Genomic DNA, 20,253 nt, shown 5'->3' on the forward strand with positions numbered 1-20,253 from the left:
AACCCCCCCCCCCCGCCTACCTGACGCCGCCCCAGCAGCTCCCGCCGCTTCAGCCGACCCCGGGCGATCGGCTTCCGCTCACCGAAGCCCTCGAAGAAATCCTTCGCCTCACCGATGAGTTCTCGTCCTCGACGCGGTCATACCTACGAGACCGCACCGCACACACCCGCACCGCCCCCGGAGGGACACGCATCATGGCCGAGACAGTGAAGGGCCCCGCAAGCTACTTCCCCTCGATCGAGAAGAAGTACGGACGTCCGATCGGGGAGTGGCAGGACCTGATTCGGTCCTCGCCGCTGACCAAGCACATGGAGTTGGTCTCGTGGCTCAAGACCGAGCACGGCCTGGGGCACGGTCACGCCAATGCGCTCGTCGCGCACACGCTCGCCGAGGGCAAGTAGCGGCTCCCGCCCCCCCCGGGCGGGGGCCGGTCAGCCCCGCCCCAGCAGGACCGTTCCCGACGAGCAGAACCAGCCGCCCGTGCCCGAGGCCAGGGCGACTTCCGGGAGGCGGCCGCCGGGTTTGGTGACCTGGCCGGCCCCCGCCTCGCCGCGGAGTTGGCGGACCGCTTCGACCAGGAGGAAGAGGCCGCGCATGCCGGGGTGGCAGGCCGAGAGGCCGCCGCCGTCGGTGTTGACAGGGAGTTCCCCGTCGCGCAGCAGGCGACCCTTCTCCACGAAGGCCCCGCCCTCGCCCTTCGCGCAGAAGCCGAGGTCCTCCAGGGTCACCAGGGTCATGTAGGTGAAGGCGTCGTAGATCTCGGCGAGGTCCACGTCCGCCGGGGTGAGGCCGGCGCGTTCGAAGGCGATGCGGCCCGAGACGGCGGCCGGGGACACGGTGAAGTCCTCCCACTCGGACATGGTGGTGTGGGAGACGGACGTGCCCGTCCCCAGGATCCAGACGGGGGCCTTCGCGGTGTCCGGTACGTAGTCCTCCGCCGCCAGGAGCACCGCGCAGCCGCCGTCCGAGCGGATGCAGCAGTGCAGTTTGGTGAAGGGGTCGGCGATCATGTCGCCGCCGAGTACGTCCTCGACCGTGATCGGGTCGCGGAACATGGCGTCCGGGTTCGTGGCCGCGTTCGCGCGGGCCTGTACGGCCACGGAGGCGAGCTGCTCCAGTGTCGTCCCGTACTCGTGCATGTGGCGGCGGGCGGCCATGGCGTACTTGGAGATCAGTGTGTGGCCGTACGGGACCTCGAACTGCAGCGGTCCGCGCGCTCCGAAGGAGAGGTTGGACGTGCGGCGCCGCGCCTTGATGTCCGCGCGGGCCGTGGAGCCGTAGACCAGGAGCACGGCGTTCGCGTGCCCGGCGGCGATGGCGTCCGCCGCGTGGGCGGCCATGACCTCCCAGGTGGAGCCGCCGACCGAGGTGGAGTCGACCCAGGTGGGACGCAGGCCCAGGTACTCGGCCACTTCGACCGGTGCGAGTGTGCCGAGGCCGGCCGAGGCGAAGCCGTCGATGACGGAGCGGTCCAGGCCGGAGTCGGCCAGGGCGCGGCGGGCGGCCTGCGCGTGCAGGGCGTAGGGGGTGGGGCCGTCGACCCGGCCGCAGTCCGAGAGGGCGACGCCGACGACCGCGACCTTCCGGCGGGCGCGGGTCGCGGGTCCGGTCGCCGCTCCGGGCGTGGGTCCGGACAAGGGGCCGGATGTGGGGCCGGATGTGGGTCCAGATGTGGGTCCAGGCATGAGGGGACGGTATATCTGACGGAGTGTCAGACGCTAGACCCCGCCGCGCAACCCGCCCTCGCCGCCCCCTGTGCATCTGGCGCCCTCCGCTCTAGCATGACGGCCCGTCAGATATCTCCCGGCCACCGCCGGGAGGTGCCCCCGGGAGGAGCTCGACGATGGATGCCGCCTTCACCGCGGAGCAGGACGAGATACGCCGTACCCTGCGCGAGATCCTGGGCAAACGCTGCGGCCCCGACGAGGTCAAGGCCGCCGTCCGCACCGCCGCCGGACACGACCGCGAGCTCTGGCAGCAGCTCGCCCGGCAGCTGGGGCTGCCGGGCATCGCCATCGCCGAGGAGTACGGCGGTGTCGGCTGCTCACCCGCCGACCTGGCCCTGGCCTGCGAGGAGACAGGGCGGGCGCTGCTGCCCTCGCCGCTGCTGGCCACCGCCGCCCTGTGCGTGCCCCTGATCACCGCCCTCGGTACCGACGCCCAGCGCTCCGCGCTGCTCCCGCCGCTGGCGACGGGCGGCCTGACCGCCGCCCTCGCCGTCAGCGGCCCGGCGCTGGCCACCGCCCTCGCGCTGACCGGCGAGGACCCCTCCGGGCAGTGGTCCGGTGGCGGCCGCGCGGGCGGCGTCCAGGCCCGGGCCGTCACCGCCGACGCCGCCGGGAGCGGCCGGCGGTTGTACGGGGAGGCCACCCAGGTGCTCGACGGGCACAGCGCCGGGTTGCTGCTCGTCGCCGCGCATACCGGCGGCTTCGCGCGCAGCCGCACGCAGCTGTTCCTCGTACGGGAGGACGCGCCGGGGCTCGTACGGTCCCGACAGGCCGTCCTGGACGAGACCCGCCCGCAGGCCAGGATCGAACTGCGAGACGTTCCCGCGGAGTTGCTCGGCGACGAAGGGGCGGATGTGCTCGGCGCGCTCGCCGCGACCGGGCGCACCGCCGCGGCCGTGCTGGCCGCCGAGGCGGTCGGCGCGGCCGGTCAGGCGCTGGCCCGTACGGTGGAGTACGTACGTCAGCGTGAGCAGTTCGGCCGGGCGATCGGCTCCTTCCAGGCGGTCAAGCACCGCCTCGCCGACCTGTACGTGCGGGTGCAGGCGGCCCGCTCGGCGGCCTACTACGCCGCCTGGGACCCCGACCAGGGCGGCCTCGCGCTCGCGCAGGCCCTGGAGACCCTACGGGTGACCGCGGGCGAGGCGATCCAGCTGCACGGCGGGATCGGCTTCACCTGGGAGCACGACGCGCACCTCTACTTCAAGCGGGCGGCGGCCGACGAGTTGCTGTTCGGCCCGGTCCACCGGCTGCGGGCGCACGCCGCCGACCGCGCGGGCCTGTTCGCGGATCCGGCGACGGCTCCGGTCGGGGACTCGGCGGCATCTCCCGTCACGTCCCCGCCCGCGCCGACGCCCACGCCCACGTCCCCGCGCACGTCCCCGCCCCCGCCCGCACAAGAGAAGGTGGCCGTCTGATGGCTCCCGGCGTCAAGCTGATGCAGAAGGTCTCCTCGACCCTGCTCTTCGCCAAGATCGCACCGCACTTCATCCCCGCCATGGACAAGGCGGTGCACAAGCTGACCCGCGGCAAGGTCATCCTCAGCGCCCAGATGCTGCCGGGCGTGATCCTCACCGCCAAGGGTGCCAAGACCGGTGAGCCGCGCACGACCCCGCTCGCCTGCATGCCGGAGAACGGCGGGACGACCTGGATCCTGATCGGCTCCAACTTCGGCCGGCCCGGGCACCCGGCATGGACCGGGAACCTGCTCAAGCACCCGGACGCGGACGTGAGTTGGCAAGGCAGGGACATCCCCGTCCGGGCCCGGCTGCTGGCGGGTGAGGAACGCGCGGAGGCGTGGCGGGCGGTGCTGAGGTTCTGGCCGCCGTACGCGACGTACCAGGCGCGCATCGAGCGCGAGATCCGGTTGTTCCGCCTGGAGCGTCGCTGATCGCAGGCGATCTGGCGTGGATCGGGCGCGGATCGTGCGTGGATCGGACGTGGGTCTGGCGTGGGTCTGACTTGGATCTGGCGTGGATCTGGCGTGGATCGGGGACGTGGTCGGCGGGCCCCTGGAGGGCGTCCGGGGGCCGCCGCTACTTCGTGGGCTTCTTGCCCGTGATGCCGAGGTGGACGAGCAGCGCCAGGTTCGGCTTGAGCTCGGCCTGCTTGACGCCCCAGGTCTGGAAGCCCTTCTGGTGCGAGGCGACCGCGGCCAGCATCGCGACCAGGGAGCCGGCCATCGCCGCGGGGCTGATGTCCTTGTCGACCTTGCCCTTGGCCTGGAGCTCCTTCATCGATTCCGTGAGGGAGTTGGTGACCGAGTTCAGGATCTTCATGCGGATCTTGTAGAAGCGCTTGTCGCCCTCGGCCGCGCCGAGGTCGACGACCCGCAGGATCGCGTCGTTGCGGCGCCAGAATTCCAGGAAACCCTCGACGAGTTCCTCGGCGGCGGCCCACCCTGACTTGCCGACCCAGGTCCGGCCCTCGACGAGCGACGTCAACTGCGCGCCCTCGGTGGCCATTTGTTCGGCGATCTCCAGGACGGCGCCCTCGACGTCCGGGAAGTACTGGTAGAAGGTCGCGGGGGAGGTGCCGGCCTTGCGGGCGACGTCGATCACTTTGACGTCGCGGTACGGCGAGGAGCTGAGCATCTCGCTGAGGCAGTCGAGCAGCTTCTGCCGCGTCGCCTGGCCGCGCCGGCCGGCGACACGCCCGTCGACGGTGCGTACTTGTCCTGTCATGCCGTCAGCTTACCGAGGGGTGATCGGCGCGCTATTCGGCCGCCTGCAAATGGGGTTACGAGGTCCCTGGCCTGGGCGGAAGGCGGTCCCGGGCGGCCGCAGGGGCATATTTCGGACGCGCGTCGGGGCCCGCGAGCCCCCGGCCGGGCCCTGTCGGGGCCCCGGGCGTGTCGCCCGGTTCCGCAAGGTTTCCCCCGAATAGTCTTATCAACAGGCTGTGGACAAGTTTTCGGGCGGATCATGGCTGAGAGGGTTGGGAGGGTACACACCCCCGCACAACGGAAGGAAACGGGCCCATGGCCGCATTCGTCGAAGGCGCACCCTGCTGGGTGGACGCCTCGCTTCCGGACGTCGAGGCGGGCAAGCGCTTCTACGGTGAGCTCTTCGGGTGGACCTTCGCCGAAGGCGCGGGTGCCGAGTACGGCCACTACACCCAGGCCTACAGCCGCGGCCGCAACGTCGCCGCCCTCGCCCCCAAGCCCGACGGCCGCATGCCCACCGTCTGGGGGATCTACCTCTACACCAACGACGCCTACGCCTGCGCCCAGCGCATCCGCGCCGCCGGCGGCCAGATGGTGATGGACCCGATGCCGGTCGGCCCGTACGGCACCGCGGCGATGGCCGCCGACCCCGGCGGCGCCGTCTTCGGCCTGTGGCAACCCGGCACCCACCACGGCTTCGACGCCCAGCAGGAGCCGTACACGTACTGCTGGAGCGAGGTCTACACACGGGCCCGCGACGCCGTCGACGCCTTCTACGCCAAGGTCTTCGGCTACGTCCCGCAGGACCAGGACGACGCCGGCGTCGAGTACCGCATCTGGTCCCCGCCCGGCACCGCGCCCGGCACGGACACCGCCGTCCTCGGCCGCAGCCTGATCACCGAGGCCTTCCCCGAGGTCATGCCCGCGCACTTCCTCGCCTACTTCGCCGTGCCGGACTGCGACCAGTCGGTCGCCATGGTGCAGCGGCTCGGCGGCCGGGTCACCGCCGACCCCTTCGACACCCCCTACGGGCGGATCGCGGTCGTCGCCGACAACCAGGGGGCGGTCTTCGGTCTGCTCTCGGAACCCCGCACGAAGCCGAACGCGTAACGGGCGTCCCGTGGACCGGGCCTCCTGCCGACCGGGCCCCCTGCCGACCGGGCCGCGTGCCGACCGGGCCGCGCGGTCCGGATCGCCCCGGTTCCGGAAGGATCACCGAGCAGATCACACCGCCCTGCTCGACGTGCCGGGGCCGGACCGGGTCCGGGCCTGACAGAATCGGGGTTGCTCGACCCGGGCGGCGCCCGGAGTGAGACGCTGCACGGGGCAGGGCCCCGTGCCGGTGGAAGCGGGCCCGCTGAGTGGCCCGTACGGGGAGGTGTGGAGGCGAGTGGTGGAGCAGCTGACGCAGCACGACCCGAGACGGATCGGCCCCTTCGAGGTGCTGGGACGGCTCGGCGCCGGCGGCATGGGGCTGGTCTATCTCGCGCGGTCCGCGTCCGGACGGCGGGTCGCGATCAAGACGGTGCGCACCGAGCTCGCGGAGGACCAGCTCTTCCGCGTCCGCTTCACGCGCGAGGTGGAGGCGGCCCGCGCCGTGTCGGGCTTCTACACCGCGGCCGTGGTCGACGCCGACCCGCGCGCCGCCGTGCCGTGGCTGGCGACCGCGTACGTCCCGGCGCCCTCCCTGGAGGAGATCGTCAACGAGTGCGGGCCCATGCCCGCCCAGGCCGTACGGTGGCTCGCCGCCGGCATCGCCGAGGCCCTGCAGTCCATCCACGGCGCCGGCCTGGTCCACCGCGACCTGAAGCCGTCCAACGTGCTCGTCGTCGAGGACGGCCCGCGCGTGATCGACTTCGGTATCGCGAGCGGGGTCTCCAACACCCGCCTGACCATGACGAACGTCGCCGTCGGCACCCCGGCCTACATGTCGCCCGAGCAGGCCAAGGACTCGCGCAGCGTCAAGGGCGCGTCCGACGTCTTCTCGCTCGGCTCCACCCTCGTCTTCGCCGCCACCGGGCACCCGCCCTACCACGGGGCGAACCCGGTGGAGACGGTCTTCATGCTGCTGCGCGAGGGGCCCAACCTGGAGGGGCTGCCCGCCGAGCTGCGGCCGCTGATCGACTCCTGCATGCAGATGGACGCCACGCTCCGGCCCACCCCGGCCGACCTGCAGGCGCAGCTCGCTCCGCACCTCTTCGACGGCGGTGACGACAGCGGCACCGCCTCCGCGTGGCTGCCCGCCCGCGCCGTCGCGATGATCGAGGCCCGGCGCGCGGGGCACCGTACGCCGCCCGCGCCCGTCCCCGTGGTGCCGGCGCCCGGACCGGCCTCCGGGGGCCGCGGGTCGGCCTCCGAAGCCGTCACGCACCGCCGGCCGCGCGGCGCCGACTCGTGGGTGGACCCGCGTACCGGCCAGGCCGTCCCGCAGCGCCCGCACCACCCGCCGATGTCCCCGGTGCCCTCGGGCGAGCCGGTGCGCCTGGGCGGCTCGCCGGTGCCGATCGGGCCCGGCCCGCGCGCGAGCGTCGCTGCCCCGGCCGCGCACGCCTCGTCTGCCGCCGCGGACTCGGCGACCGGCTGGATCCGCCCGCCCGGCGGATCGGTGGCCACCCCCTCGGCGGTGCAGCCCGTACCGAGCAGCCCCGGCCCGTCCCCGGACAGCGGCCGCTGGCGGCCGTGGCGCTTCCGCATGTCCAACGAGGTCTGGGGCACCCCGACCGTCGCCGGGAACCTGCTCTACGTGACCTCCTTCGAGGTCCACGCGCTGGACGTGGCGAGCGGCCGCCGCCAGTTCAAGACCCGCGACGTCGCCTGGTCCATGGCGGTCACCGACGGCCGGATCCACGCCTCCGACGGCCCCTCCCTCTTCGCGCTCGACGCCGGCGACGGCTCCGAGCGGTGGCGGCTGTCCACCGACGCCTGGGTGTACGCGCTGCGCGCCGAACGCGGCACGGTCGTCACCGCCAGCCGGGGCGGCGGCGTACAGGGCCGGGAGGCCTCCAACGGCCACAAGCTGTGGGAGCTGACCGGAGCGCAGAGCGACTTCGAGACCCCGGAGGCGGCCCCCGTCCTCCACGACGGCACGGTGTACGTGTGGCAGGACGCCCGGCTGCGCGCCCTGGACGCCCGTACCGGCCGCGAGTCCTGGTCCTACCCGATCGGCGACGCGGCCTCCTGCGGGAACGTGCCCGTGCGGGTCACTCCGGCCCCCGACGGCAACGTCTACGTCGCGGCCGGCACCCGGGTCATCTCGGTGGACCGGGCCTCGGGCCGGGTCCGCTGGCACTTCGAGGCCCCCGCGGTCTTCCTGGCGCCCCCGGCGTTCGCGCCGGGCGCGGCCGTCACGGGCGGCGGGGTCTACCTCGTCGACTACCTGGGCACGGTCTACGCCCTCGACGCGGCCACCGGCCAGGACCGCTGGCGGATCGCGACGGAGGGACGCCAGTCCGCGGACCCGGTGGTGGTCGCGAACGGCAACGTCCACCTGGGCGCGGGCAGCGCGCTGTACACGCTCGACGCGGTCACCGGCACCCCGAAGTGGCGGTTCGCGGCGGGCGGCGAGATCACCGGCCTGCCGGCGGTCGCGGACGGCCGGGTGCACTTCGGTTCGGCCGACCACTGCCTGTACACGCTGGACGCGGCGGGCGGTCAGCTGCGCTGGAAGCTGGCCACGGGCGGCGAGATCACGGGCGCCCCGGTGGCGGACGCGGGCGTGGTCTACGCGTGCAGCAAGGACCGCTGCGTGTACGCCCTGGACGCGGCGAAGGGTACGGGCACCCGTACGAGCGGTTGACCTGCCCGGAGGCGGGGCTGCGGCCCCGCCGGGTAGCGCACCGCACCGGGAGTGACAGGATGGACCCCATGAGCAACGTCTACTTCGACATCACCATCAACGGCGCCCCCGCCGGCCGCATCGTCTTCAACCTCTTCGACGAGGTCGTCCCGAAGACCGCGCAGAACTTCCGTGAGCTGTGCACCGGCCAGAACGGCTACGGCTACGCCGGCTCGGGCTTCCACCGCGTCATCCCCCAGTTCATGCTGCAGGGCGGTGACTTCACCAACCACAACGGCACCGGTGGCAAGAGCATCTACGGCGCGAAGTTCGAGGACGAGAACTTCCAGCTGAAGCACGACCGCCCGTACCTGCTGTCGATGGCGAACGCCGGCCGCAACACCAACGGCTCGCAGTTCTTCATCACCACGGTCGTCACCTCGTGGCTCGACGGCAAGCACGTCGTCTTCGGCGAGGTCGTCTCGGGCCAGGAGCTCGTCGACCAGATCGAGGCCCTGGGCTCCCAGTCCGGCGCCCCCAAGGGCAAGGTCGAGATCGCGGCCTCCGGCGTCGTCGACGCCGCCTGATCCCCACCCGCCTGCACGGCCGGTCGGCCCCGCCCCCTCAGGGGGCCGGGGCCGCCGCCATGTCCGGGGGCCGACAGGTGCGCCCCGTGCCGTACGGCACGGCGACCTCACAGGTCGTTCGCGGTGCCGTCGATCGCCGGGCCACAGCCCTCGGGGAGATGCGCTGCGATCAGGCGGTAGGCCTCCTCCACCGTCTCTGTCACGCCGAGCAGGGTGCTGTCGGATTGCCTTCGTACTCGGTAGCCACCGGCGGCCTGCGGGAAGGCGGTAGCGATGTCCCGGGCCCACGGGTACTGGATGCAACGGCTGAGGTACAGCACACCGTGGCTGACCGCAGGGAACAGCTCCCGCAGCGCCGGATGGCTGTACGCGGCACGAGGCACGGCGGGATCGACCCGGTCCGGACCGTAGTCCAGGACGGTCTGCCATGAGCTCGCCACGATCTCCGCCGCGGCCGGCGAAACGTCATCGTTCGTCATGCGGTGACATCACTTCTTCTTGTGCAGCGCCGACAGTCTGGAAGGCGTCCACGATGTCTTCGGGCGTATTCCAGTTGCCTACCTGGCCGGAACTGTTCGGCATCCCGTCAAGGGTGATCGACAACGTCGTGCCTCGATCGTTGACCGCGCTCATGACATTGGTCATCCATACCGGACCGCCTGCCTCCTGCGCTGAGTAGGCGGACCCGTTGTATGTGTGGGCCCCGGGATCCCGTGGTCTGGTCGGGTCGTGGTACTCGGGGTCGCTCGGGTCGTTCCGCAGATACCTGGCCAGACTGTTCGACTGGTCATCCGGGGCGACGTTCGGACCCAGCACCACACTGTTGCCGGTGCTCCTCATTCTTGCTGTGCGGGCACATCGCCAGGCCCAGCGGGTCGATCCACACCGTCGGGTTGTCGACGTACGTGTACGCGTTGGGCGCCGGGGTGAGCCCGAGCGGGTCCGGGGAGACGTAGCGGCCTGCAGCCGGATCGTAGTGGCGGTGCCGGTTGTAGTGGAGATCGGACTCCGGGTCGAAGTACTGGCCGGGGGTCGGGCGGCCGAAGGCGTCCCGCTCGTAGCGGGTGACCGTGCCCAGCGGACCTCGGATGGCCAGCGGGAGGCCGGCGGCATCGCAGACCAGGCGGTCCAACGCGCCGCCGGAATCGTCCACGCCGGTCAGGTGGCCCGACGCATCGTGGGTGAGTCGGGTCGTCGCGGTCGTGCGGGTCCCAGAGCCGACGGACCGTGTGGCCGAGGGGGTCGGTCTCGGCGATGACCTGGAGGTGATCCTTATGTTTTGCTTACCTGGCGCGCCCCGGCTGGTAGCGTGGCCCGCCGTTGTCCACGGGAGGGGTTCGGGCCATGGTGGCTGGGCGGCATATCAGGTTCACCGCGGTGCTGGTGGCGGTCGTGTTCGCACTGACCGGGTTCTCGTCGCACGGCGGGAGCAGCGGCAAGAGCAAGAGCAAGAGCAGCAGCGGTGGCGGGTGCTCCAGCTCCAAGAGCCGGAAGAAGAGCCACAGCAGCAGCAACAGCACGGCCACGGCCACGGCCACCGCGGCGCCCTCCGCGAGTGCGAGCGGCGCCCCGGCCACGGCCGTCGTGGTCACCTGCGTCGGCGCCACCCCGCCGGTCACCACGGTCCGGATCACCTCGAACGTGGACCGCAGGGCGACCTTCGCGGTGAACCTGTACCGGGAGGGCGCGAACGGCGCCACCGTCGAGTCGACCGTCGTCGAGGAGACCCTCGGCGCGCGCGAGAGCCGCGTGGTCAGCGTTCCGCTCGAGGAGGTCGCGCGGGCGGGCGAGGTCACCGCGTGCAGGCTCGACCGGCCCGTCGAATCGTCCGACAGCGGGACGCCGGGCCCGGCCAGGACCACCACGTCGGGCGGCTCCAGGCCCACGCCCGGGTCCACCCCGAAGAAGCCCGGCCCGAAGTCCACGCGCAAACCCTGAGGCCCCGGGGCTGCCACCGCGCGTCAGCGCAGCCTGAACTCCGTGCCCGGCCGCCGGGAGCCGAACAGCTCCGCCTGCCGCTCCGGCGCCAGGTTCCCCAGCGCGATCAGTGCCGGGGCCTGGGCGAGGGCCTGCTGGAGCGCGGCCTGCTTCGCCGACCACAGGGCCCGTACGGTGCCCTGTACGGCCTGGGTCGGGAAGCCGGCCAGGGTCTCGGCCGCCCGCAGGGCCGCCGGCAGCAGCGCGTCGGGCGCGGTCAGCTCCGAGACCAGTCCGATCTCGTGGGCCCGGCGCGCGGAGAGCCGTTCGGCCGTGCCCATCAGGGACATCCGGGCCGCTTCCCCGAAGGGCATGCGCTGTGCCATGTAGACGGCCTCGTAGGCGCTGACCATTCCGTAGGTGGTGTGCGGGTCGAAGAAGGTGGCGGTCTCGGAGGCGATCAGGAATTCCGCCTCGCCCAGCAGGTAGAAGGCGCCGCCGCAGGCCATGCCGTTGACGGCGGCGACGACCGGCTTCCACAGGTCGCCCGCCTTGGGGCCGATGGCGATCAGCGGGTCGTCGGCCGAGTAGGGGGAGGCGGGCTGCGGCACGTCGACGCCGCGGTCGACGCCCGTGCAGAACGCGGCCCCTCCTGCGCCGGTCAGGACGACCGCCCGTACCTCCTCGGCGAACCGGAACTCCCGCCATACCGCGCTCAGTTCGGCGGCGGTCTCCAGGTCGACGGCGTTGTGCCGGTCGACCCGGTCCAGGGTGACGACGGCGACCCCGGTCGCCTTGTCCCGTTCCACCCGCACGGTCATGACTTCTCCAGGACCCAGCGGGGCACGGCCATGCCGCCCGTCTCGGTGAAGACCACGTGCACCCGGGCGCCGATCCGCAGCCGGGCCGGGTCCACCGAGTCGAGCGGGGCGTCGGCCGAGGTCACCAGGTTCCCGGCGAGCCGGATGTGCGGGGCGTCGGCGAGTTCCACGAGGATCACGTTGTACGGGGCCTGCGCGGCGTAGGCGGGCAGCAGCGGCGGGTGCGGCCGTACGTAGGACCAGATGCGGCCGCGGCCGCTCATGCGGCGCCACTCGCTGTCGAAGGACCGGCAGTGCGGGCAGCAGGGGCGGGGCGGGAAGCGCAGCCGGCCGCAGGCGGCGCAGGCCTGGACGCGGAGTTCGCCCTGGGCGGCGTACTCCCAGAAGGGGGCGCCGTCCTCGTCGGGGACCGGCAGCAACAGCGCGTCCGCGGCGGCGGAGGTGGCGGCGGAGCCGGAGGCGGCGGAGGTGGCGGCGGAGGTGGTGGTCATCGGGTCAGCTCCTCAGCAGGATCGCGGACGTCGGGACTCCCTCGCCCGCCGTCACCAGGCAGGTCGCGGCGTCCGGCACCTGGGCGGTGGAGACGCCGCGCAGCTGCTTGACGCCCTCGTTGATCAGGTTGAAGCCGTGCACGTACGCCTCGGACAGGCCGCCGCCCCCGGTGTTGATGGGGAGTCGGCCGCCCATCTCCAGGGCGCCGCCCTCGGTGAACGCGGCGCCCTCGCCGCGGCCGCAGAATCCGTAGCCCTCAAGGGAGAGCGGGATCAGCGGGGTGAAGGCGTCGTAGATCTGGGCGACGTCCACGTCCTGGGGCCCGAAGTCGGCCTGCTTCCACAGGTGGCGGGCGGCGGTCCAGGCGGGGCCGGACAGGGGGTCGTCGTTCCAGTAGTTGACCATGCCGTGGTGCTGGGCGGGCAGGCCCTGGGCGACGGAGTGGACGTAGACGGGCTTCTGTCGGCAGTCGCGGGCGCGCTCGGCGGAGACGATCACGCAGGCCAGTGCCCCGTCGGTCTCCAGGCAGTTGTCGAAGAGGCAGAGCGGGTCGCTGATCATGCGGGAGGTCATGTACATCTCGCGGGTCAGCGGGCGCTCGTACATCATCGCGGCCGGGTTGGCGTTGGCCCGGTTGCGGCAGGCCATGGCGACGTTGAAGAGGTGGTCGCGGGTGGCGCCGTACTCGTGCATGTAGCGGCGGGCGAGCATGCCGATCTCGTCGGCGGGCCGGAGCAGGCCGAAGGGTCTGGTCCACTGGCCGGGGGTGGGCAGCTGGACGGCGGTGTTCTTCCAAGGGCGGGGGCCGGAGCCGCGTTTGCGGGAGCGCCAGGCGACGCCGACGGCGGCCTGGCCGGTGGCGACGGCGGAGGCGAGGTGGCCGACGGTGGCGCAGGAACCGCCGCCGCCGTAGCCGATCTTGGAGAAGAAGGTGACGTCGCCGGCGCCGATGGCCTTGGCGACCTCGACCTCGTCGGTCTCCTCCATGGTGTAGGAGGCGAAGGCGTCGACCTCGGAGGGTTCGATGCCGGCGTCGGCGAGGGCCGCCAGGATGGCTCGGCAGGCCAGTTCCTTCTCGGACTGCGGCAGGTGTTTGGCGAAGGCGGTCTGCCCGATGCCGACTATCGCCGTCGCGTCCTTGAGCGTTGCCGCCATCGCCACCTCCGGGGTGCGCCAGTACTGACAGCCGCGAAGGCTACAGCTAATCTGACGGATAGTCAGCTACTGGGTCTGCGGGAAGGTGGCACGCAATGGGCGACGACGGGCGCGACGACCGGCACGAGGACGTACGCGAGGACCCGCGCGGGGATCTGCGCTGGGGCAGCATCGCGCAGCTCGTGCGGGCGGCAGCGGCACAGTACGCCGACCGCGAGGCCGTCGTCGACGGGCGCACCCGGATCAGTTACGCGCAGCTCGGCGAACGCGTCGAGCGGGCCGCCGCCGCCTGCGTCGCCGCCGGGATCGAACCCGGCGACCGGGTCGCCGTCTGGGCCCCCAACACCCTGGAGTGGATCGTCTCCGCCCTCGGCGCCGTCTCGGCCGGCGCGGTGCTCGTCCCCCTCAACACCCGCTTCAAGGGCACGGAGGCCGCGTACGTCCTGGAACGCAGCCGGGCCCGGCTGCTCTTCGTCACCGGCACCTTCCTCGGCACCTCCTACGTCGCCTCCCTGCGCCGCGCCGCGGCCGAGGGCCCCGGCAGCGGCCCGCTGCCCGGACTCCCGCACCTGGAACAGGTCGTCGTCCTCGCCGACGACGCCCCCGACTCCTTCCGCACCTGGAAGGACTTCCTGGCGGGCGGGGACGGCGTACCGGCCGCGGCGGTCCGCGAGCGCGCCGAGGCCATCCGTCCCGAGTCCCCTTCCGACATCATCTTCACCTCCGGCACCACCGGTAGCCCCAAGGGTGCGGTCATCACCCACGCCCAGTCCCTGCGCTGCTACGACGTGTGGTGCGAGCTCGCCGGACTGCGCGAGGGCGACCGCTACCTGATCGTGAACCCCTTCTTCCACACCTTCGGCTACAAGGCGGGGATCATCGCCTGCCTGATGCGCGGGGCCACGATGGTCCCGCAGTCCGTCTTCAACGTGGACACCGTCCTCGCGAACGTCGCCGCCGAGCGGATCTCCGTACTCCCCGGGCCGCCCACCCTCCACCAGTCGCTCCTCGACCACCCCCAGCGCGGCCACCACGACCTCTCCGCCCTGCGCCTGGTCGTCACCGGCGCGGCCGTGGTCCCGCTGCGGCTGGTCGAACGGCTGCGCGGCGAGCTGCGCATCGGAGTCGTCCTCACGGCGTACGGGCTGTCCGAGGCCAGCGGCATCGTCACCATGTGCCGCCGCGGCGACCCCGCCGAGACCGTCTCCGCCACCTCCGGCCGGGCCGTCCCGGACACCGAGGTGGTGATCCTGGACGCGGACGGGCGCCCCCGGCCGACCGGGCAGCCGGGCGAGATCGCGGTCCGCGGCTACCACGTCATGCAGGGCTACTTCGAGGACCCCGAGGAGACCGCCCGCGCGATCACCCCGGAGGGCTGGCTGCACACCGGCGACGTCGGGTACCTGGACGAGGACGGCAACCTGCGCATCACCGACCGGATCAAGGACATGTTCATCGTCGGCGGGTTCAACGCCTACCCCGCCGAGATCGAGCAACTCCTCGGCCTCCACCCGGACATCGCGGACGTCGCGGTGATCGGCATCCCGGACCCGCGCCTCGGCGAGGTCGGCAAGGCCTACGCGGTCCGCCACCCCGGCTCCACCCTCACCGCGGACGACCTGATCGCCTGGTCCCGCCGCGAGATGGCCAACTACAAGGTGCCGCGCGCGGTGGAGTTCGTGACGGAACTCCCCCGCAACGCGAGCGGCAAGATCCTCAAGCGCGAACTGCGCGTCCGCTGAGCCGGGCGCCCGCCGGGCCGGCACCGGGCGCCCGGCTCAGCGGGCGTACGAGCCGATGCCGACCAGGCAGTACACGTACTGGTTGAGGACGATGGAACCGCGCATGTAGCGGTAGGAGAAGGCGTACTGGGTCTTCGGGTTGCCGTTGCAGCTGTCCATGTCGGAGGTGCCGGGAATGCTCTCGATCACCCGGTAGTGCGCGTCGGACGCCGAGCAGGGCACCTCCGAGACGCCACTGACACTGCGCGGCGTCGTCGAGTCCGGCAGTTGTCCGTTCAGGCAGGTGCCCCGGTCGAACGGGCTGGGCTCGGGGCTCGCCTCGGGGCTGTACGGGGTGGCGGCGGCGGGGGCCGACGCCCCGGACGAGGAGGAGTCGTCGGGGGAGTCGGAGGGGGAAGGCGAGGGCGTCCAGGAGGGAGTCCAGGAGGGCGACCAGGTGGGCGTGGCCTCGGCGGAGGTCTTGCCGTCACCGCGGTCGTCGTCGCCGTCGCTCAGCAGGAAGAAGCCGAGGGCCAGTGCCGCGGCCACGGCGAGGGCCACCAGGCAGCCGCGCCCGCCGCCGGCCTGCGCGGGCCGCGCCGGCGGGGTCGCACCCGCCCCGGCCGGGAAGGTGGCCGGGGTCGCGGCCGACGGCGTGATCCCGCCGGCCCCCGCGATCCAGGCCGCGCCCGCCCCGGTCACGTGGATGCGCAGCAGGACCTCCTCGGTGCCGACGCGGACCCGGACGAGATCGCCGTGCCGGCAGGACGGTATGCGCAGCCGGACCGTGCCGGTCGGCAGCTCCACGGGGAGGATCACACCGTAGGCCGCCTGCTGGGGGGTGAGCGTGATGAGCATTTCCTGTGACGACACCGGCTGCTCCATGGAGTGAGGTGGTGCGCAGGCTGCCTGACGGTTCCTCACGAATTGTGCCCGGTGCCCCGATGGTGACGCAGCCGTTCCGCCGAGCCCCCGCGGACGCGGAGCCTCAGGTCCGGCGGGCCAGGAGCAGGCGCCAGTGGGGGGTGCCGTCCGGGCGGTGGCCGAAGTGGGCCAGGGGAATCGTTTCCACCGTGAAGCCGGCCGCCCGGAGGTCCGCGCGGACCGGGCCCAGGGGGAAGGTCCGGTAGTACATGACGAACGGGGGACGCCACACCGCGTTGCGCACCCGCATCGCCGCGTCGAAGCCCGTCGTCGCCCACCGCACCGGGGAGCCGAGCGGCAGCGGGGCGCCGATCGGGAAGGCGAAGACCCCGCCCTCGCGCAGCGTGGCGTGGATCCCGGAGAAGAGCGCGGGCCGCTCCTTCGGGAGGAAGTGGCCGAAGGCACCGAAGCTGACCGCCAGGTCGTACGTGTCCGCGAGGGCGGCCGGCAGGGCCCGCGCGTCGGCCTGTACGAAGTCCACGCGCTCGGCGTCCGCACCGTACCGGCGTCCGGCCTCCGCCAGCATGCCCGCGCTGAGGTCGACGCCCGTCACCCGGCCCCGGCACAGCCGGCGCAGCATGTCGATCCCGGCGCCCGTGCCGCAGCACACGTCCAGGCCGGCGTCGAAGCCGCCCGCCACCTGGGCGAGCGTCTCCTCGACGGCGTCGAGCATCCGGTCCGGGGTGCGGAAGGGGGTGTGGTCGAACTTCGGCGCGAGGAGGTCGTAGCCCCGCTCCACCGAGGAGAGGCCCTGCACTGCCAGTTCGCGGACGCTCGGCCCGTGGGAGGAGAACACGCTCCCAGCCTATGCCGCGGGGGCGCGCACACACGTGTACGGCGGTCGCGGTGGCTCCCCCTCCGGGCCACCGCGACCGCCGTTCCCCCGATTCCCCCGTGGAATCCCCCGTACGTCTCGTGAGTGCTACGGACGCGGACCGGACGCGTGGTTGTCCAGCGTCTGGATCTCTTCGTCCGTCGTGGGCGCGGCCGGAGCCGGCTCCTTCTCCAGCGGCTTGATCTCGATGCCCGAGGCGTGGTTGTCCAAGGTCTCGATATCGACGCCCGAGGCGTGGTTGTCGAGCGGCTTGAGGTTCTCGTTCGTCGTCATCGATTCTCCTGATGAATGGGTAGGGCTGGGCCCGTTCGGCGATTCCCCCGATGACCGCCGAACGGGTAGTCCACCAACCGGCCCGGATGCTCCCCCGAGGCGCCGGGTCGATGCACCTATCGTGTCGGACGGCGATAAACGAACGATGAACGCCTCGTTCAACCGGCGTCCCCGCAGCTCAGGCCGCGATCTCCGAGGCCAACAGGGCCTGTACCTCGCCCAGTTCGGCCGACCGCAGCTGCGTGAACACGGCCTCCGCGTCGCGCCAGCAGGCCCGCGCGCGGTCCCGCTGCCCCAGCCGCCGCAGCGCCTTGCCGAGCACCGTCAGCACCGTCGCCCGGCGCCACTCCCCGCCGATCCCGCGCAGCGCGATGGCCTGCTCGGCGTGCGAGGCGGCCAGGGTGGGCCGGCGCGCCGCCAGGTGGGCCTCGGCGAGCCGGAAGTGCGTCACGCCCTCCCACAGCGGCTGGCGGTTCTCGTGGAACAGCGACAGCGCCTCGGCGAGCTGCGCCAGGGCCTCGCCGAGCCGGCCCGCCTGGGTGAGGGCGATGCCGAGCGCGTAGCGGCCGTTGGCCAGGCGCAGGCTCAGGCCCATCCGGTCGTAGATGGCGATGCCCTGCTGGGCCAGGTCTATGGCGCTGGGCAGCCGGCCCAGTTCCACGTGGATGCGGGAGAGGTTGCACAGGGCGCTGGCCTCGCCGACGTTGTTGCCGTCGGCGCGGAAGCACTCGATGGCCTGCAGCAGGTAGCGTTCGCCGTCCGCGTGCCGGCCCTCGTAGAGGGCGATGATCCCGCGGTCGTTGGGGGCCCAGCACATGGGCAGCGGGTCGCCGGCCTCGCGCGCGAGCACGGTGGCCCGGGCGGCCTCGTCGTCGGCCTCGGCGAAGCGACCCGCGACCAGGTGGACGTTGGTGAGGGTGGTGCGGGCGCGGCCCTCGGCGTACGGGTCCTTCGCGGCCTGGCCCGCGTCGCGCAGGGCGACCGCGGCGGACTCGTACTGCCGGGAGTTGGCCCCGGACTCCGCCAGGTCCTTCGCCGCCCACAGCAGGTCCACGGCCCGGCGCAGGACCAGCGTCTCGCCGCCGCGTACGGCGGCCTGGCGTACGCACGCCAGCAGCGGGTCGGCCTCGGCGTACAGCCAGTCCAGGGCGGCCCGCGGCTCGGCGAAGACCAGCCCGGGGTAATGGGTGTCGGACAGGTGCGCGGGCAGCCGGTCGCCGGGGCGTTCCAGGGCGTAGACCCCGGAGGCGGTGGCCAGGTAGAAGTCCAGCAGTCGGTCCAGGGCCGCCTCGCGCCCGCTCGGCGGCTGCTCGTCACGCTCGGCGCAGGCACGCGCGTAGAGCCGTACGAGGTCGTGGAAGCGGTAGCGGCCGGGAGCGGCGGATTCGAGCAGGGAGCAGTCCACTAAGGCCTCGAGGAGGTCCTCGGTGTCGTACTCGGGCAGGTCGAGCACGGCGGCTGCCGCCGAGAGCGAGATGTCGGGGCCGTCGGCGAGGCCGAGGAGGCGGAAGGCGCGCTGCTGGGCGGGCTCCAGCTGGCCGTAGCCGAGCTCGAAGGTGGCCTTGACGGCGAGGTCGCCGGCCTGGAGCTCGTCGAGGCGGCGGCGCTCGTCGGCGAGCTTGGCGGCCAGGACGGAGACGGTCCAGGTGCGGCGGGCGGCGAGCCGGGAGGCGGCGATGCGGATGGCGAGCGGCAGGAAGCCGCAGGCGCCGACGACGTCGAGGGCGGCCTGGCGTTCGGCGCGTACGCGCTCCTCGCCGACGATCCGGGTGAAGAGCTGGAGGGCTTCCTCGGGGCTCATCACGTCGAGGTCGACGAGATGGGCCCCGGCGAGGCCCGCCATGCGGACCCGGCTGGTGACGAGGGCGGCGCAGCCGGCGGTGCCCGGCAGCAGTGGGCGGACCTGGGCGGCGTCGCGCGCGTTGTCGAGGAGGACCAGGACGCGGCGGCCGTCGAGGGTGGAGCGGTAGAGCGCGGCCCGGTCGGCGGGGGAGTCGGGGATGGCCGTGTCGGGGGTGCCGAGGGCGCGCAGGAAGGAGCCGAGGACGGCCTCCGGTTCGGCAGGTCGGGCCTCGGTGCCCTGGAGGTCGACGTAGAGCTGGCCGTCGGGGAAGTGCGGGCGGGCGGCGTGGGCCACGTGCACGGCCAGGGTGGTCTTGCCGACGCCGCCGATGCCGGCGAGCGCGGAGACGGCCATGACCTGGTCCAGGGCGCCGCCGCCGAGGATGGCGCCGAGCTCGTCGACGAAGCTGGCGCGGCCGGTGAAGTCGGGAACGGTCGCAGGCAATTGGGCAGGCCTTACGTGAACGGTCGCGGCGGCCGGGGCCGGATCCTCCGCGCGGGCGAGATCGGCGTCGGCGTTCAGTATGCGCTGCTGGAGGGCGGCCAGTTCGGGACGAGGGTCGACGCCGAGCTCGTCGGCGAGGAGGCGGCGGGTGTCGGCGTAGACGGCGAGGGCCTCGGCCTGCCGGCCGCTGCGGTAGAGGGCGAGCATCAGCAGCTCGCGCAGGCGTTCGCGCAGCGGGTGGGCGGCGGTGAGGGCGGTGAGCTCGGAGACGGCCTCGGCGTGCTGGCCGACCTCCAGGTCGAGGTCGAGGCGGGTCTCCAGCAACTGCAGGCGCCATTCGGCGAGCCGGATGCGCTCGGTCTCCGCGTGCGGGCCGGGGACGCCCGCGAGGGGCTCGCCCTCCCACAGGCCGAGGGCGCGGGCCAGGAGCGTACGGGCGAGGGAGCGGTCACCGGCGGACCGGGCCGCCTCGGCGTCGGCGGCGAGGCTGCGGGCGACGCCGAGGTCGAGGGTGGCGGTGGAGCGCAGCCGGATGGCGTAGCCGCCGGACTCGGTGACGAGGAGGCCGGGGGCGACGACCTTGCGCAGGCGGGAGGCGTAGGTGCGGATGGTGGCGAGGGCCTGCTGCGGCGGGTCCTCGCCCCAGATGGCGTCGATGAGTTCGGGCGCGGTGGCGGTGCGGCCGTCGCGCAGCAGGAGTACGGCGAGCAGGGCGCGCTGCTGGGGGGTGCCGGAGGGCAGGGCCTCGGCGCCGCGCCAGGCGCGGACGGGACCGAGGACGGCGAACCGGGACCCGCCGGGGCCGACGGTGCCGTCGGGGCCCGAGGCGGTGGCGTCTCTGTCCGCGGTGGTGCCGGTGGTGCCGGTGGTGCCGGTGGTGCCTGCGGTGGTGCTCGCGGCGAAGTCGGTCGGGGCGCCGGCCGCGGGTGCGCGGGTCGCGCGTGCGGGGGTCGTCACCGGGCCGACTTCGGGTACGACGGCAGCCGTACGGGCCTCGGGATGTTTCCGCGGGCTCGGGATGGCCGGTACGCCGTCCATCTGTCGTCCCCCTGCCTTCCGTCGGTGTAAGGGTCAGTC

General features: G+C 73.1%; 19 protein-coding genes and 2 pseudogenes. 7 read left to right on the forward strand and 14 right to left on the reverse strand.

Annotated elements, in window-relative coordinates; all coding sequences use genetic code 11:
• Positions 1-194: 194 nt before the first annotated feature.
• The gene (locus AB8A24_RS03745) at positions 195-401 is read left to right on the forward strand and encodes a DUF4287 domain-containing protein (RefSeq protein ID WP_030388288.1); all 207 of its coding nucleotides are present in this window, start codon (positions 195-197) and stop codon (positions 399-401) included.
• 30 nt (positions 402-431) lie between these two features.
• On the opposite strand, the gene AB8A24_RS03750 is transcribed toward AB8A24_RS03745, so the two are convergent.
• Entirely contained in the window at positions 432-1,685 is a 1,254-nt protein-coding gene (locus AB8A24_RS03750) for an acetyl-CoA acetyltransferase (protein WP_369474680.1), read from the reverse strand.
• A gap of 158 nt (positions 1,686-1,843) precedes the next feature.
• Here AB8A24_RS03750 and AB8A24_RS03755 point away from each other — a divergent pair, with 158 nt between their 5' ends.
• Together AB8A24_RS03755 and AB8A24_RS03760 are read left to right on the forward strand one after the other, a co-directional pair.
• Positions 1,844-3,142, forward strand: coding sequence for an acyl-CoA dehydrogenase family protein (locus AB8A24_RS03755; RefSeq protein ID WP_328962857.1), 1,299 nt, complete (start codon positions 1,844-1,846; stop codon positions 3,140-3,142).
• Positions 3,142-3,615, forward strand: coding sequence for a nitroreductase family deazaflavin-dependent oxidoreductase (locus AB8A24_RS03760; RefSeq protein ID WP_328962858.1), 474 nt, complete (start codon positions 3,142-3,144; stop codon positions 3,613-3,615). Before AB8A24_RS03755 ends, AB8A24_RS03760 begins: the two co-directional genes overlap by 1 nt.
• A gap of 145 nt (positions 3,616-3,760) precedes the next feature.
• On the opposite strand, the gene AB8A24_RS03765 is transcribed toward AB8A24_RS03760, so the two are convergent.
• Positions 3,761-4,408 carry a TetR family transcriptional regulator gene (locus AB8A24_RS03765; RefSeq protein WP_030013555.1) on the reverse strand — a complete coding sequence of 216 codons (648 nt, stop codon included), beginning with the start codon at positions 4,406-4,408 and terminating at the stop codon, positions 3,761-3,763.
• A gap of 296 nt (positions 4,409-4,704) precedes the next feature.
• On the opposite strand from AB8A24_RS03765, the gene AB8A24_RS03770 reads away from it, so the two are divergent.
• The 3 genes from AB8A24_RS03770 to AB8A24_RS03780 all read left to right on the forward strand — a co-directional run bounded on the left by AB8A24_RS03770 (position 4,705) and on the right by AB8A24_RS03780 (position 8,751).
• On the forward strand, positions 4,705-5,499 hold the full coding sequence (locus tag AB8A24_RS03770; protein ID WP_328962859.1) for a VOC family protein: 795 nt from the start codon (positions 4,705-4,707) through the stop codon (positions 5,497-5,499).
• A 280-nt stretch (positions 5,500-5,779) separates the two neighbouring features.
• Complete coding sequence (locus tag AB8A24_RS03775) at positions 5,780-8,185, forward strand: serine/threonine-protein kinase (protein ID WP_328962860.1); 2,406 nt, start codon at positions 5,780-5,782, stop codon at positions 8,183-8,185.
• A 68-nt stretch (positions 8,186-8,253) separates the two neighbouring features.
• Positions 8,254-8,751, forward strand: a complete 498-nt coding sequence (locus AB8A24_RS03780; RefSeq protein WP_328962861.1) for a peptidylprolyl isomerase — start codon at positions 8,254-8,256, stop codon at positions 8,749-8,751.
• A 107-nt stretch (positions 8,752-8,858) separates the two neighbouring features.
• Here AB8A24_RS03780 and AB8A24_RS03785 read toward each other — a convergent pair whose 3' ends face one another.
• From AB8A24_RS03785 to AB8A24_RS03820, 8 genes and pseudogenes are all read right to left on the reverse strand, one after another.
• Positions 8,859-9,230, reverse strand: a complete 372-nt coding sequence (locus AB8A24_RS03785; protein WP_369474684.1) for a DUF6193 family natural product biosynthesis protein — start codon at positions 9,228-9,230, stop codon at positions 8,859-8,861.
• Positions 9,217-9,396 carry a hypothetical protein gene (locus tag AB8A24_RS03790; protein ID WP_369474686.1) on the reverse strand — a complete coding sequence of 60 codons (180 nt, stop codon included), beginning with the start codon at positions 9,394-9,396 and terminating at the stop codon, positions 9,217-9,219. Before AB8A24_RS03790 ends, AB8A24_RS03785 begins: the two co-directional genes overlap by 14 nt.
• Positions 9,397-9,610: 214 nt before the next feature.
• Positions 9,611-9,781, reverse strand: a pseudogene (locus AB8A24_RS03795) (RHS repeat-associated core domain-containing protein); the annotation flags it as partial.
• A gap of 12 nt (positions 9,782-9,793) precedes the next feature.
• Positions 9,794-9,904: pseudogene (locus tag AB8A24_RS03800) on the reverse strand (hypothetical protein); the annotation flags it as partial.
• Between the two features lie 130 nt (positions 9,905-10,034).
• Positions 10,035-10,676, reverse strand: coding sequence for a hypothetical protein (locus AB8A24_RS03805; protein WP_369474688.1), 642 nt, complete (start codon positions 10,674-10,676; stop codon positions 10,035-10,037).
• Between the two features lie 36 nt (positions 10,677-10,712).
• Complete coding sequence (locus AB8A24_RS03810; RefSeq protein WP_328962864.1) at positions 10,713-11,489, reverse strand: enoyl-CoA hydratase/isomerase family protein; 777 nt, start codon at positions 11,487-11,489, stop codon at positions 10,713-10,715.
• Complete coding sequence (locus AB8A24_RS03815) at positions 11,486-11,911, reverse strand: Zn-ribbon domain-containing OB-fold protein (protein WP_030717463.1); 426 nt, start codon at positions 11,909-11,911, stop codon at positions 11,486-11,488. Before AB8A24_RS03815 ends, AB8A24_RS03810 begins: the two co-directional genes overlap by 4 nt.
• A 73-nt stretch (positions 11,912-11,984) precedes the next feature.
• A complete protein-coding gene (locus tag AB8A24_RS03820) occupies positions 11,985-13,136 on the reverse strand; it encodes a lipid-transfer protein (RefSeq protein ID WP_328962865.1) in 1,152 nt (383 codons plus the stop codon).
• Between the two features lie 95 nt (positions 13,137-13,231).
• Between AB8A24_RS03820 and AB8A24_RS03825 the strand changes: the two genes are divergently transcribed.
• The gene (locus tag AB8A24_RS03825) at positions 13,232-14,878 is read left to right on the forward strand and encodes a FadD3 family acyl-CoA ligase (protein ID WP_328962866.1); all 1,647 of its coding nucleotides are present in this window, start codon (positions 13,232-13,234) and stop codon (positions 14,876-14,878) included.
• Positions 14,879-14,914: 36 nt separating this feature from the next.
• On the opposite strand, the gene AB8A24_RS03830 is transcribed toward AB8A24_RS03825, so the two are convergent.
• The 4 genes from AB8A24_RS03830 to AB8A24_RS03845 all read right to left on the reverse strand — a co-directional run bounded on the left by AB8A24_RS03830 (position 14,915) and on the right by AB8A24_RS03845 (position 20,214).
• Positions 14,915-15,730 carry a hypothetical protein gene (locus AB8A24_RS03830; RefSeq protein ID WP_369474691.1) on the reverse strand — a complete coding sequence of 272 codons (816 nt, stop codon included), beginning with the start codon at positions 15,728-15,730 and terminating at the stop codon, positions 14,915-14,917.
• A gap of 115 nt (positions 15,731-15,845) precedes the next feature.
• Positions 15,846-16,577 (reverse strand): class I SAM-dependent methyltransferase, encoded by a 732-nt coding sequence (locus AB8A24_RS03835; protein ID WP_369474693.1) that lies wholly within the window; start codon positions 16,575-16,577, stop codon positions 15,846-15,848.
• A gap of 126 nt (positions 16,578-16,703) precedes the next feature.
• Positions 16,704-16,889 (reverse strand): hypothetical protein, encoded by a 186-nt coding sequence (locus AB8A24_RS03840; RefSeq protein ID WP_328962869.1) that lies wholly within the window; start codon positions 16,887-16,889, stop codon positions 16,704-16,706.
• Between the two features lie 178 nt (positions 16,890-17,067).
• Positions 17,068-20,214 (reverse strand): BTAD domain-containing putative transcriptional regulator, encoded by a 3,147-nt coding sequence (locus AB8A24_RS03845; protein ID WP_369474695.1) that lies wholly within the window; start codon positions 20,212-20,214, stop codon positions 17,068-17,070.
• Positions 20,215-20,253 lie beyond the last annotated feature (39 nt).

It is taken from the genome of Streptomyces sp. BF23-19 (assembly GCF_041106355.1).
Lineage (GTDB): Bacteria > Actinomycetota > Actinomycetes > Streptomycetales > Streptomycetaceae > Streptomyces > Streptomyces virginiae_A.

Excerpts from the sequence above, each read along its gene's own strand:
- AB8A24_RS03745 (WP_030388288.1), top strand. The coding sequence starts at position 195 with ATGGCCGAGACAGTGAAGGGCCCCGCAAGCTACTTCCCCTCGATCGAG.
- AB8A24_RS03750 (WP_369474680.1), bottom strand. The coding sequence starts at position 1,685 with ATGCCTGGACCCACATCTGGACCCACATCCGGCCCCACATCCGGCCCC.
- AB8A24_RS03755 (WP_328962857.1), top strand. The coding sequence starts at position 1,844 with ATGGATGCCGCCTTCACCGCGGAGCAGGACGAGATACGCCGTACCCTG.
- AB8A24_RS03760 (WP_328962858.1), top strand. The coding sequence starts at position 3,142 with ATGGCTCCCGGCGTCAAGCTGATGCAGAAGGTCTCCTCGACCCTGCTC.
- AB8A24_RS03765 (WP_030013555.1), bottom strand. The coding sequence starts at position 4,408 with ATGACAGGACAAGTACGCACCGTCGACGGGCGTGTCGCCGGCCGGCGC.
- AB8A24_RS03770 (WP_328962859.1), top strand. The coding sequence starts at position 4,705 with ATGGCCGCATTCGTCGAAGGCGCACCCTGCTGGGTGGACGCCTCGCTT.
- AB8A24_RS03780 (WP_328962861.1), top strand. The coding sequence starts at position 8,254 with ATGAGCAACGTCTACTTCGACATCACCATCAACGGCGCCCCCGCCGGC.
- AB8A24_RS03785 (WP_369474684.1), bottom strand. The coding sequence starts at position 9,230 with ATGACGAACGATGACGTTTCGCCGGCCGCGGCGGAGATCGTGGCGAGC.
- AB8A24_RS03790 (WP_369474686.1), bottom strand. The coding sequence starts at position 9,396 with ATGACCAATGTCATGAGCGCGGTCAACGATCGAGGCACGACGTTGTCG.
- AB8A24_RS03810 (WP_328962864.1), bottom strand. The coding sequence starts at position 11,489 with ATGACCGTGCGGGTGGAACGGGACAAGGCGACCGGGGTCGCCGTCGTC.
- AB8A24_RS03820 (WP_328962865.1), bottom strand. The coding sequence starts at position 13,136 with ATGGCGGCAACGCTCAAGGACGCGACGGCGATAGTCGGCATCGGGCAG.
- AB8A24_RS03825 (WP_328962866.1), top strand. The coding sequence starts at position 13,232 with ATGGGCGACGACGGGCGCGACGACCGGCACGAGGACGTACGCGAGGAC.
- AB8A24_RS03840 (WP_328962869.1), bottom strand. The coding sequence starts at position 16,889 with ATGACGACGAACGAGAACCTCAAGCCGCTCGACAACCACGCCTCGGGC.
- AB8A24_RS03845 (WP_369474695.1), bottom strand. The coding sequence starts at position 20,214 with ATGGACGGCGTACCGGCCATCCCGAGCCCGCGGAAACATCCCGAGGCC.